Origin of the sequence: Oceanobacter mangrovi (assembly GCF_019740315.1) — a bacterium.
In the GTDB taxonomy this organism is placed as follows: domain Bacteria; phylum Pseudomonadota; class Gammaproteobacteria; order Pseudomonadales; family Oceanobacteraceae; genus Oceanobacter; species Oceanobacter mangrovi.
In genome coordinates this window covers 704,777-717,710 of sequence record NZ_JAHXZR010000001.1, presented here as the reverse complement: position 1 = coordinate 717,710, position 12,934 = coordinate 704,777, and the positions used below count along the sequence as shown (strand labels likewise).

The following is a 12,934-nucleotide window of genomic DNA, read 5'->3' as shown; positions in this document are numbered from 1 at the left end:
ATTGGACTTTTAAAAACTGGCACAGTTTCTGGGACTGTTTTCCATGACCCGATACAAAAGAGCCTGGCGGATCGACCGTCACAGGCCTCTCAGTGACCGTCTCAGGAGAACTGACCTTGAAGAACCACCTGATCAAACCGCTGACGCTGGCCCTGTTGGCCGCTGGCAGCAGCTGGGCTGTGGCCGATAACGCCGCCGACGCCCATGCCATCATGAACAGCAGCTGTATTGCCTGCCACACCGCAGAAGGCAACAACGAATTCAGCCGTATCAGCCACCAGCGCAAAACGCCGGAAGGCTGGTTGATGACCATCGCCCGGATGCAGCAGATGCACGGTCTGAAAATTTCGGATGCCGACCGTCGCACGCTGGTGAAATATCTCGCCGACAGCCAGGGCCTGGCACCGTCTGAAGCCGCAGACTACCGCTACATTCTGGAACGTCGTTTGAACACCCGTGAGGAATTTGAAGACCAGACCTTCACCGAGACCTGCGCCCGTTGTCACTCCGGTGCCCGTGTGATGCTGCAGCATCGTGAAGCTGGTGAATGGGAACACCTGGCCCACTTCCACCTCGGTCAGTACCCATCCGCGGAATACCAGAGTCTGGCTCGTGACCGTGACTGGTTCCCGATTGTCCTCAACCAGATGGTGCCAATGCTGAGCCAGCAACAGCCAATGCAAACCAGCGCCTGGAGCCAGTGGCAAGGCAGCAATGCCGGCCCGGTTGCCGGTAGCTGGACGGTTGCTGGTCATATGCCAGGCAAGGGCGATCTGGTTGCCACCATGACAGCCACCGCTACCGAAGGCGCAGACCAGTACGCCATCACCCTGGACGGCCAATACGCCGATGGAACGCCTGTTAGTGGTTCCGGCACCGCGATTATCTACACCGGTTACGAATGGCGCGGCACGCTGACCATTGATGGCCTGAAAATGCGTCAGGTGTTTGCCATCCACAACGGCAAGATCACCGGCCGGATGTTCAACGTCGACGACGACAGCATGGGCATCGACATTGTTGCCAGCCACGCCGACAACACCAGCAGCGAAATCCTCGCGGTCCAGCCTGGCTACCTGAAAGCCGGTACCGAAGCCGAGCTGACCATTGTTGGCAGCAAGCTGGCCGGTATGCCGAATCTCGGCAAGGGCATCACCATAGTGTCGCTGCAACGTGAAGGCGACAGTGTGATCAGGCTGCGCGCCCGTGCCGACCAGAACGTCGAAGGCATTCAGGCAGTAACCGTTGGCAAGGCCAAAGGTGGCGAACTGGCGGTTTATAGCAAGATCGACAGCATCAAGGTGGTACCGGACTACGCCGTCGCCCGTATTGGTGGCAACGGTGGTTCAACCCCTAACCTGTCCGCGCATTTTGAAGCCCAGGCTATGTCGGCCGGTAAAGACGGCAAGCCAGGCACCGCTGACGACTTCGTCATCGGCATGGTGCCCGCCAACTGGTCCGTTGCACCCTTCGATGAAGTGGCCAAGGAAGATAACGACGTTGGCTTCTCCGGTTACCTCAACCCACAAACCGGCGTGTTCACCACCGCTGGTGCTGGCCCGAACCCGGAACGCCGCATGATGACCAACAACGCCGGTCACCTGATCGTTACCGGTACGGCTGAAGGCCAGAGCGCCGACGCCGAACTGATCGTTACCGTACAGCGCTGGAACAATCCACCAATCCCGTAAGCACTCTCTGTTGTCCGCAGACTGGCGTGACCACGCTGCTCTGCCTGACGGGCGTTCGAGCGAACGCCCAACCTGAACAAACACAGGAGAATGACCATGGGTGTCATGTTCCAACTGAACGAAAACAACCTCCACGAAGTGGCAGTGGATGGCAGCCGACTGCTGTTCCACATCCCCACCAGCTCGCTGTTCAACATGGACCAGCTGACTGCCGGGGTGATCGACGCCCTGCGCGCTGGCCAGAAAAGCGCCGAACAGCTAATCGGTGAGTTGAAGCAGACTTTCAGCGAAGACGAGATTCACGAAACCATCAGCGAGCTGATCGCGCTGGAAATGGTTAACGATGGCCGCCCGCTGAGTCCGGAAAGCCCGGTAACCAAAGTCGACAAGCTGGCCCTCAGCACCGTGGTGCTGAACGTCAACACCGGCTGCAACCTGAGCTGCACCTATTGCTACAAGGAAGACCTCGACGTGCCGTCGGCCGGTCGCAAGATGGCGCTGCAAACCGCCATCGACTCAGTCGAAATGCTGATCCAGCAGTCGCCGGACGAAAAGCTCTACACCGTGGTGTTCTTTGGTGGCGAACCGCTCAGCAACAAGGCACTGATCGAACAGGTGGTCGATTATTGCGACCAGCGTTTTGCCGAGCTGGGCAAGCGCGTCGAATACGTCATGACCACCAATGCCACGCTGTTGACCGACGAGATCATCGACTGGCTCAACAGCCACCGTTTTGGCCTGTCGATCAGTATTGATGGCCCCAAAGCAATTCACGACAAGAACCGCATCACCGTTGGTGGCCAGGGCACCTATGACGTCGTGCGTCGCAAGGCCCTGCGGCTGCTGGAACGCTATACCAGCCGTCCGGTCGGCGCCCGTGTGACCCTCACTCGTGGTACCACGGCGGTCGAGCAAATCTGGGATCACCTGTTCAACGACATGGGTTTTGCCGAAGTCGGTTTTGCGCCAGTCACCTCCGGTGACGTCGCCAGCTACAACCTCACGGGTGAAGAGCTCAACGAGGTTTTCCAGGGCATGAAACGCCTCGGTCGCCAGTATCTGGAAGCCGCACTGGAGCACCGCAACATCGGTTTCTCCAACATGCATCAGCTGATCACCGACATCCACGAAGGTCACAAGAAGTCACTGCCGTGTGGTGCCGGCCTGAAGATGCTGGCGGTCGACCACGAAGGTGATCTCAACCTGTGCCACCGTTTCACCGGCTCCGACCTGCCAACCTTCGGCAACGTCAGCACCGGCGTGCAACAGGTGGAACTGGGCGAATTTCTGTCGCAGCGACTGGATCGCACCGACACCGGCTGTGCCAGCTGTCGTATCCGTAACCTCTGCTCTGGCGGCTGTTACCACGAAAGCTATGCCCGCTATGGCGATGCTGCTCACCCGACTTACCACTACTGCGACCTGATGCGCGACTGGATCGACTTCGGCATCGAAGTTTACAGCCGCATCATGGCCGCCAATCCGTCCTTCATTGACCAGTTTATTTCGCCGCGGAGGGCGAGCGTATGAAACATTTGAAAGCAATCAACAACAAGGCCCAGCTGCTCAAGCAAGCCGCCGCAGAAGACAAGATTGAAGAAGTCACCGCCATGGGTTCGGTGGCCGGTTGTACCGCCACCTTCGACCCGGGCTGGGAAGTCGACGCCTTTGGCGGTGTCGCCTCGCTGTGTCAGCCAATGGAATCCGACCTCTATGGCTGTTCCGACCCTTGTTGGTGGCCTGCCCAGGTACCGGACATGATGAACACCTATCCGGACTGGGATGAAAAAGCCGCGAGCACCAAAGACAACTGGCGAAACCTGGGAACTGTATTCCCGGAAGACAAGGAATAAGCAGGAGCCCAACGCGATGAAACTGACAATCAACAAGACCTTGCCAGGCCTCATGGCCGCTGGCCTGCTGGCAACGATGGCTGGTTGCTCCAGCAACCAGCCCAAAACCGACACGCTCGACACCCTGAGCCTGGCTGCCAAGCCACTCAAGCAGGGTGACGAATACCTGATCATGGCCAACCGTCCGAACCAGATCCATGTGGTCGACGTTGCCAGCGACAGCCTCTACAAGAGCTGTCCGGTGCCCGGCGACTTTGGCCCGGGTGCGCAGATCATGGCTCCGGATCACCACACGGTGTACATCCTCAGCAACCACTACAAGAACCTCTACGGCATCGATCTGGACAACTGTGAGGTGACCTTCAAGGCCGCCATGTCGCAGGACTATAACGAGCGTACGATTTCAATGTACGGCTTTGCCGTCAGCCCGGATGGTTCCGAACTCTACGTTGGCCAGAACCCGACCAAACTGTACCGCGATCACTATCGGGTTGAAGACAGCCGTCTGGCGGTCTACAAGACGGATGCTGGCCTGGATGCAAAACCGGTGCGTACCTTCCCGCTGCCACGCCAGACTTCTCTGATGATGACCGGCGACAACGGTGATCTGTACATCGCTGGTGCCGACATCTACAAGATGGACGTCAACAGCGGAGAATATGAAGTCGCGATTCCATCCCGTAACTGGACCCGGCCGCTGTACGCCCAGCCGGACGTGCTGGCGATCTGGCCAATCCAGACCTGGAACAAGGACTTCACCATCCTTTACACCACCGCCAAATTCCAGGACGAAAGCTACGATATGAACACCGCCGAGTGGATCTACGGCTACTTCAACGTTGATCTGGAAAGCGGTGAAACCACCACCCAGGACTTTGCTGAATTCACCGAGATCTACTTCACCGGTATCAAGTCGCCCACGGATGACAACATCATGTACGGCGTACTGAACAACCTCGCCAAGTACGACATCAAGGAGAAAAAGCTGCTGGCCAAAACCCCGGTTGACCACTCCTACTACTGTCTGGCGATCAGCAAGGACGGCAAGAAGGTCTACACCGGCGGCACCTTCAACGACCTCAACATCTACGATGCTGACAGCCTGAAGCAAATTGGCAAACTGGAACTGCCAGGCGGGGATACCGCACCGACCACCCTACAGACGTTCATACGCTGATCGTCTTTACGGTGATCGACCTGCGCCTGAGTAGCCAGGGCTGCTCAGGCCAGGACTACGTATGCCGTGCCTCATACGGCAGAGCAAGATTCCATGCCCTATGGACCCTGAATCGCTGCGCGTTCAGGGCGACGATGAATGAAGAGCTGTCTTCCCTCTTAGCGTCGTCCTGAACTTGCTTCAGGAGCCATGCCGCCGAGCAAGATTCCATACCGTATGGACCCTGAATCGCTGCGCGTTCAGGGAGACGATGAATCAACGTCACGTCATCCTGAACTTGCTTCAGGATCAATGCAGCAAAGCAAGACTCCATACCGTATGGAGCCTGAATCGCTGCGCGTTCAGGGCGACGATAAATGAAAGGCTGCCTTCCCTCTTCGCGTCGTCCTGAACTTGCTTCAGGACCTATGCAGCAGAGCAAGATTCCATACCGAATGGACCCTGAATCGCTGCGCGTTCAGGGAGACGATAAATGAAAGGCTGCCTTCCCTCGTGACCTCGTCCTGAACTTGCTTCAGGACCTATGCAGCAGAGCAAGATTCCATACCGAATGGACCCTGAATCGCTGCGCGTTCAGGGAGACGATGAATGAAGAGCTGTCTTCCCTCTTCGCGTCGTCCTGAACTTGCTTCAGGACCCATGCAGCAGAGCAAGATTCCATACCGTATGGACCCTGAATCGCTGCGCGTTCAGGGAGACAGACGTTCATTGTCGTCAACAACTCCTCTGCACCACCTTGGCCCACACTTTGTCAGCTTTGTTACAACCACCCGCCAAACCCGGGCTGGCACCAGACGACCTTGCACATCTGTGATAACGCCCCCAGCCAGCGGCCACCAACAATAGCAGCCATGACAGTAATCAGGTCAGGAGTATCAAGGTGTCCAGCGTGATCGATATCCCTTCCCCATCGCAACAGCGTTACAGCGGCTACATTGCCAACAATACTGCCGGTATGGCGCGCGCAGCGCGTGAGCATATGCGGCTGCATGGCGAGGTGCCGGTGGGTTTCCTGCGGCCGGAAATCGAGTTTTCCTGGCGTCGCAGTTTCCGCGCCGGGGTCGGTTACCAGACGCCCGCCGAGCCAGAGCCGGAACAGGCTGACAGTGTGCGCAGCCTGCTGGAGCAGCACGACTGGCTGTTGAATTGCGCCATGGCCGACATCGACACCCTTTACCATCACATGGGCAACGAGGTCTGTATCGTACTGGCCAACGCCGATGCCAAAGTGTTGAGTTGCCGTGGACAAGCGCAGTATCAGGATCAGTTGTCACAGTGGCTGCAGCCCGGTGTCAGCTGGCAGGAAAGCCTGTTTGGTACCAATGCGCTGGGCACGGTATTGCAGGATCGTCAGCCGATTCATATCCGGCAGGGCGAGCATTATCTCGAAAGCCTGGCTGGCTTCAGCTGCTCCGGCGCACCGATTCACGACAGCCAGGGCGAACTGGTCGGCATTCTCGACATCACCCGCCATGGCCGTCTCGGCACCCAGCAGGACACCAACAGTCTGGTGACCTTTGCGGTGCGCAATATCGAAAGCCGAATCTTTTTCCGCCAGTGCCTACAGCAGCTGGTGATTGCCTTTCATGCTGGCCAGCACTATCTCAGATCCAGCTGGCAGGGGCTGCTGGCGCTGGATGACAGCGGTCATGTCTGCGCGGTCAACAGTGTTGGCTGCCAATTGCTGAAGCGTGAACGTGAAGGGCTGCTGGGACTGAACATCCGTCAGTTACTGGATGTTGGCCTGGGGGATTTGCTGGCCGCCATGCAGGACTCCCGCAGTCAGGGTATTGCCCAACGCCGCACTCCACTCGGCAAGCTGTATTTCCGGCTTGCCCACAACGGCAGTCAGTCAGCCCTGGTCAGCCTCAAATCCACCAGCCCATCGGTTCGGCCGAACGGTTCAATGAACCCGGAAGTCGCCAGCGACGACTGGGCGCCAGCGCTGCAACGCTCGTTCGGGATGAGCTTGAAAGCCCTCGACCGTTGCATTCCGGTGCTGTTGCGTGGCGAAACCGGCACCGGCAAGGAAGTCGCAGCACGCAGTCTGCATCGTGCCAGCCAGCGCCATGGCCAGCCGTTTGTGGCCGTAAACTGCGCGGCAATTCCGGAAAACCTGATCGAATCCGAACTGTTTGGTTATCGCGAAGGAGCCTTTACCGGTTCCCGCAAGGGCGGCATGAAAGGCCGCCTGGAACAGGCTAACGGTGGCACCCTGTTCCTTGATGAAATCGGCGATATGCCGCTGGACCTGCAAGCCCGGCTGTTACGGGTGTTACAGGAGCGTCGTATTCAGCCATTGGGAGCAGCCGAGGATATTCCACTCGACGTGCAGGTAATCGGTGCCACTCACCGCAATCTCAAACAAATGGTCGCCGAAGGCCTGTTCCGGGAAGACCTGTTCTACCGCCTTAACGGCGTCACCATCACATTGCCACCCCTGCGCGAACGCAGTGACTTTGGCAGCTTGTTGCAACGGCTGATGCAGGCTGAAGGCCGCAGCGATGTCAGCATTGAGCCCGGCCTGCTGGCGCGGCTGAAGAGTTATCACTGGCCCGGTAACGTGCGGCAGTTACAGATGGTGCTGCAAGTGGCGCTGGCGTTTATGGAAAACCACGAAAACCAGCTCACCGATGAGCACCTGACGCCAGATTTCCTCGAAGAACTGGAGCAACCGGCGCAGAAGTCCGGGCTGCTGCAGGATAACGAATCCGTGCTGATTCGCCAGGCCCTCGACAAGCACAACGGCAACGTTTCCGCTGCCGCCAACGCGCTGGGTATCAGCCGCGCGACGCTCTATCGCAAGATCCGCGAAATGCCCGGAGCCAGCCGATGATCGCCCGTTTGGCGCGGCTGATTCAGGCCGACCACCAGCATCAACTGGAAGCCAGCCTGCGCTGGCTGTACAGCTTTGTGCAGCCACACCGGCGACAGATTCTCGGGCTGCTGGGACTGTCGCTGTTCGGCACCGCCATTGTGCTGCTGCAACCCTGGCTGACCAAGTTACTGATTGATGATGGTCTGCTGGCACAGGACTATCCACAGCTGGTTCTGATTGCCGCCGCCATGGTGCTGGTCGGCCTGTTGGGCACGGCGTTATCCGGACTTAACCGGTATTTGCACACCCGTTTGTCCGGCACCATTCTGTTTGAATTACGGCGCGATATTTACCGCCATCTGCAAACCCTGTCGCCCAACTTTTTTGCCGAACGACGGTTAGGCGACCTGCTGTCGCGCATGGATGGCGACGTCTCGCAGATCCAGCGTTTTGCCGTCGACAGCCTGTTTGCCGCCATCAGTTCGGTGATTGGTTTGATCGGCGCGGTGGCGCTGCTGCTGAGCCTGTCGTGGCAGCTGTCACTGCTGGTCGTTGTGCTGATTCCGTTTGAAGTGCTGTGGTTACGCTGGATGCGCCGCAAGGTCGAACAGCAGACGCGCGAAACCCGTGAACGGGCGACGGATATTTCCAGCTTTCTGGTCGAAACCCTGCCGGCTACCAAGTTTATTCAGGCCAGCGGCCGCCAGCAGCATGAACAACAACGGCTGGGCGGTTTCAGCGACCGTTATCTGAATCAGTTGCTGTCGTTGCAGGTAACTGAATTTTTCACCTCAGCGGTGCCCTCGACGCTGACCTCAATCACCCGGGCAGCAGCGTTTCTGATCGGCGGTTGGTGGGTGATTAACGGCCAGTGGCAACTGGGTTCACTGATCGCCTTTTCCACCTATCTGGGCATGGCCACCGGGCCGGTCAACAGCCTGTTAGGGCTGTATGTGGCAATCCAGCGTATGAGTGTCAGCCTCAACCGGGTCGCCGAGTTGCGCGACTATCAGGCTGATGTCTGCGAACCCATCAAGCCTGAATCACTGCCGACAGTTACCAGTCCCGGCCAGCTCAGCATCGAACAGTTGAGTTACCAGTACCCCAATCGGCCGCCGCTGTTCGAACGGCTGTCAGCCCATATTCCCGCGGGCCAGAAAGTCGCCCTGACAGGTGCTTCCGGGGTCGGTAAATCGACCCTGATCGACCTGCTGCAACGGCATTTTGATCCGCCACAGGGGCGTATTCTGCTGGATGGAACCGACATCCGCAGCGTGCCGCTGGCAGAACTGCGACGGGCTGTTGCTGTGGTCTCACAGGACATCACCCTGTTCCGGGGCAGCTTGCGGGAGAACCTCCGTTATGCCGCGCCGGACGCCAGTGAACAGCAAATCCTCAGCGCCATCCATGACGCTCAGCTCGACGGTCTGGTTGAGCAGCTGCCAGAGGGCATTCACAGCGTGCTCGGCGAGCGCGGCCAACGGCTGTCCGGCGGCCAGAAACAGCGGCTGGCAATTGCCCGCGCGCTGTTACAGCAACCACGAGTACTGGTACTCGACGAAGCCACCTCTGCGGTGGATGAGGCGACCGAACAACAAGTGATTCAGGCGCTTGACCGGCTGTTCCCAACCACTACCCGCATCTTGATCAGTCACCGGCCGTCGACACTGGCCGGTGCCGACCAGACCCTGACGCTGCAGCAGGGCAGTTTTACCGCCCAAGCCGACAGCGTTACCGGTAAACAGCAGGAGCCATCTCATGCCTGACACAGGCCATATAACACCCGTACGGGTCGGTATTGTTGATTCCGGCCTCAACAGCAGTCTGGCAGCCGATGCCCGGGTTGTCCGTCAGACCGCCTTTGTGATTGAACAGAATCAACTCTGGCAAGATGATGCCCAGCCAGACCGCAGCGGCCATGGCAGTGACATTGCCCGCATTATTCTGAGCCTGGCGCCCGAGTGTGAACTGGTGTCTGCACAGGTGTTCCAACAGGGCAACGGCACCACCGCCATGCAGGTCGCCGCCGCGATTGAATGGCTGGTCGATCAGGGCTGCGAAATCATCAACCTCAGCCTCGGTCTGCGCCAGGATCGCCCAACACTGAAATGCGCCTGTGAAATCGCCGCCGAACTGGGAGTGATTCTGGTTGCCGCCAGCCCGGCCCAGGGTGAACCGGTCTTTCCGGCTGCCTACCCGGAAGTGATCCGCGCCACCGGCGACGCCCGCTGTGACCATCCAAACTGGGTCTATCTGGCCACCGAACAGGCCGACGTTGCCGGTTGTGTGCGGCCACTGGATAACCAGCTCGGTCGCTCTGGTGCCAGCATGGGCTGCGCCCATATCACAGGTCTGCTGGCTCACTCACTACGCCAGTTTCAGGGCATCGAGTATCACCTCAGTGGCTCGGATCAGGCCTTGCACTGGCTGCATAAAAACGCCCACTTCCGCGGCCGTGAATACCGCCAGCCTGTCAGCAGCAATAGCGTGACACAGGAGGCCCCCTATGTCTGAACGTATTCTGGTACTCGGAGGTGGCCCCGCCGGAGCGGTCACCGCCATTGCCCTGCGTAATCTCGGTTATCAGGTCAGTCTGGTGAGCCAACCCCGGCCGTTTCATGCCGTTGAAGGGATTTCCGAACGGGTTTATGGTGCCATGAAAGCCGCCGGACTGGTGACCGCCTTGCAGTATATTCAGCCGCCGTCACCACGACGGGTAAGCTGGAATGGCGTCAGCAGTGCCGCCAATACCGAACGCCTGATCGAACGACGCCAGTTCGACAAAGGGCTGCAAGAAGATTTGCTGGCCTGCGGCGTACAGGTTATTGAGGGTCGCGTACAGCATCATCTGGTGTTGCCTGACAAGGTGCGGGTCAACGTCAGTACTGGTACTGATAACGGCTCTGATAACAACGCTGGTAACGACTCTGACAAGAACAGCGGTCATGGCCAGTTCTATCTGGAAGGTGACTTTCTGGTTGAAGCCCGGGGCCGGGCAGCACCGGCTTCTGGCCTCGAACGCCTGAAAGGCTGCAACACCCTGGCCTTGTTACAACGCTGGTATGGCCCGGCGACAACCGCCTGTTCGGCAGTGGAAAGTTTTCCGCTCGGCTGGGCCTGGATGGCAGCACTGCCATCTGGCATGCGTTACCTGCAGTTGATGGTCGATGCCGACCACACCCAGCTGCCGCCGAAAGCCGAACTGGCCTACTGGTGCCAGCAACAGCTGCAACAGATCCCCGCCGCTGGTAAATTCATGCAGCACGCCAAACCGATTGGCGCTATTCAGGCCCGCACCGCCGGCCAGGTTTTGAATCAGGATCTGATTGGTGAGCGTTATTTGCGCATCGGCGATGCTGCCATGGCGGTCGATCCATTGTCGGGCAATGGCATCTTTCAATCGATGTCGTCAGCGTTGCAGGCGCCAGCGGTGATCAACACCTTGCTGCGCCAGCCAGCCAATGGCCATCTAGCCAAAGACTTCTATCGTCAGCGTATCGAACAGCTGTTCTATCGATTCTCCCGTACCGGCCGCGACTTCTGCCGCACGGAAGAACAGTGGCCCCAACAGCCGTTCTGGCAACAGCGACGGGTATGGCCAGACCTGCAGCCGCTGCACCAGACGACCACACCGGAGCAGCTACAGATTTGCCTGCGACCAGTGGTCGACAAGCAGCTGATTCGGCTGGCCGAAGTGGTGATTACGCCGGATCAGCCGCTGGGCTTCTGGCATCTGGATGGCGTCGAGCTGGCACCGCTGTTACGCCAGCTGCAACCACAGCCAGCAGATTTGCAGGGCACTCTGGCGCTGCTGCAACAGCTGACACCCGCAGGCACCAACATCCGTCAGCTGCTGGGCTGGATGATCAGTCAGGGCTGGATTGCGGAGCCGAGCAAGGCCTTGGCGTAATGATTGTGGTGTCCGGCTCACTGCGGCCGGGTTTGCACCACCATACTGGCGACATAGGTTTGCACCACTTCCCGCCGTTGGTTATAGGTGGTGGTGCGAATCTTCATAATGCCGCGTTCCGGCCGTGACTTTGACTGGCGTTTTTCCAGGACTTCAGTAACCGCGGTCAGCACATCGCCGGGCCGCACCGGCTGCGGCCAGCTCAGCTCATCAATACCCGCGCCGATCAGGCCGCCAACCGGTTTGAATGGCCCTTCGACCATCAACTTCATGGTAATCGCGGCGGTATTCCAGCCACTGGCGGCCAACCCCTGAAACAGGGTGCCTTTGGCAGCCGCTTCGTCGAGATGAAAAGGTTGCGGATCAAACTCGGCAGCAAATCCCTTGATACTGGCTTCATCCACCGGGTAGCTGGCGCTTTCGAACTGCTGTCCCAGACTGAAATCTTCCAGATAATATTCCGTCATGCCCTGCTCTCCGGCTGTCTATTTCAGGATTGTTTGGCGGCCGTTTTACGGTTGCAAATCGCAATGCCGACCAGAATGGCGGCGATACCGGCGAGGTGAAAACCATGCACCTGCTCGCCCAGAAACAGCACAGATAATACCACTCCAAAGACCGGGATCAGGTGAATACTGAGACTGGCTTTTTCCGCCCCCAGATAACCGACGCAGTGGGAATAAAAGATATACGACAGAAATGACGGTCCAACGCCGATAAAGGCCACAGCCTGAATCGCAGTCCAGTCCCAATGGTTCGTCACTGTGGTGAGGCTGTGCTGCAGCAGCGACATCGGCGCCACCACGATCAGGGTCAGACACACCTGCACACACAACAAACCAAGACGGTCGATGTCGGCCGGAATCTGCTTCAGCCAGAGGGTGTAAAAGGCAAAACTCACCATCGCTGCCAGCAGCAATAAATCCCCTTCCGAAAACGCCAGCGCCAACAGTCCGGCCGGATCGCCCTTGAAGACAATGGTGAACACCCCGGCAAACGAAATCAGTAGCCCGACCACCTGCAACAGTCGTAACCGAGCGCCGTAGAAAAGTGCCGAAAACAGCAGGATCAGCACCGGGATAAAGGAATTCAGCAGCAAGCCATTGGTGCCAGAGGTGTGATGCAAGGCGGTGTAGACCAACAGGCTGAAAGCGGTAATCCCGCTCAATGAGGTGGCCAGAATCCGCAGTGGATAGCGGCGATATTTGCGCCAGTCGCGCTTCAGCGCCGGAATCGCCAGCGGCAGCATCACACAGAGGCCAATGATCCAGCGCACCAGCGTCAGATCCGCCGGAATCACCTGATTACTGATCGCCTTGCCGACAATAAAATTACCGGCCCACAGCAGTGGCGGAGTGGCAAACAGCATGATCGCCATCAGCATACTGCGCTGGGGGTTTTGTTCTGTTGCTGCCGGGGAAGTTTGTTGCGGAGACTGCGATGCCTGCATGGGTGTTCCTGACCGGCCGCTGCCGGAAATCCAAT

10 protein-coding genes are annotated in these 12,934 nt (G+C 58.5%); 8 read left to right on the top strand and 2 right to left on the bottom strand.

The window, feature by feature from the left end; translation table 11 throughout:
• Nucleotides 1-116 precede the first annotated feature (116 nt).
• The 8 genes from peaA to qhpG all read left to right on the top strand — a co-directional run bounded on the left by peaA (nt 117) and on the right by qhpG (nt 11,449).
• Complete coding sequence (gene peaA / locus K6123_RS03165) at nt 117-1,691, top strand: quinohemoprotein amine dehydrogenase subunit alpha (RefSeq protein ID WP_246624573.1); 1,575 nt, start codon at nt 117-119, stop codon at nt 1,689-1,691.
• Between the two features lie 96 nt (nt 1,692-1,787).
• Nucleotides 1,788-3,221, top strand: a complete 1,434-nt coding sequence (gene peaB / locus K6123_RS03160; RefSeq protein WP_221794004.1) for a quinohemoprotein amine dehydrogenase maturation protein — start codon at nt 1,788-1,790, stop codon at nt 3,219-3,221.
• Nucleotides 3,218-3,544 (top strand): quinohemoprotein amine dehydrogenase subunit gamma, encoded by a 327-nt coding sequence (gene qhpC, locus K6123_RS03155; RefSeq protein ID WP_221794002.1) that lies wholly within the window; start codon nt 3,218-3,220, stop codon nt 3,542-3,544. Before peaB ends, qhpC begins: the two co-directional genes overlap by 4 nt.
• Before the next feature lie 16 nt (nt 3,545-3,560).
• Nucleotides 3,561-4,721, top strand: coding sequence for a quinohemoprotein amine dehydrogenase subunit beta (gene peaD, locus K6123_RS03150; RefSeq protein ID WP_246624572.1), 1,161 nt, complete (start codon nt 3,561-3,563; stop codon nt 4,719-4,721).
• A gap of 880 nt (nt 4,722-5,601) precedes the next feature.
• Nucleotides 5,602-7,557 carry a sigma-54-dependent Fis family transcriptional regulator gene (locus K6123_RS03145; protein ID WP_221794000.1) on the top strand — a complete coding sequence of 652 codons (1,956 nt, stop codon included), beginning with the start codon at nt 5,602-5,604 and terminating at the stop codon, nt 7,555-7,557.
• The gene (locus K6123_RS03140) at nt 7,554-9,305 is read left to right on the top strand and encodes an ABC transporter ATP-binding protein (RefSeq protein WP_221793999.1); all 1,752 of its coding nucleotides are present in this window, start codon (nt 7,554-7,556) and stop codon (nt 9,303-9,305) included. The genes K6123_RS03145 and K6123_RS03140 overlap by 4 nt, the downstream gene beginning before the upstream one ends.
• Nucleotides 9,298-10,053 (top strand): subtilisin-like serine protease QhpE, encoded by a 756-nt coding sequence (gene qhpE, locus K6123_RS03135; protein ID WP_221793997.1) that lies wholly within the window; start codon nt 9,298-9,300, stop codon nt 10,051-10,053. The genes K6123_RS03140 and qhpE overlap by 8 nt, the downstream gene beginning before the upstream one ends.
• Nucleotides 10,046-11,449: a flavin-dependent monooxygenase QhpG gene (qhpG, locus tag K6123_RS03130; protein ID WP_221793995.1), complete on the top strand. Its 1,404-nt coding sequence runs from the start codon at nt 10,046-10,048 to the stop codon at nt 11,447-11,449. Before qhpE ends, qhpG begins: the two co-directional genes overlap by 8 nt.
• Before the next feature lie 17 nt (nt 11,450-11,466).
• On the opposite strand, the gene K6123_RS03125 is transcribed toward qhpG, so the two are convergent.
• A complete protein-coding gene (locus K6123_RS03125) occupies nt 11,467-11,916 on the bottom strand; it encodes a MaoC family dehydratase (protein ID WP_221793992.1) in 450 nt (149 codons plus the stop codon).
• 23 nt (nt 11,917-11,939) lie between these two features.
• Nucleotides 11,940-12,899, bottom strand: a complete 960-nt coding sequence (locus K6123_RS03120; protein ID WP_221793991.1) for a DMT family transporter — start codon at nt 12,897-12,899, stop codon at nt 11,940-11,942.
• Nucleotides 12,900-12,934 lie beyond the last annotated feature (35 nt).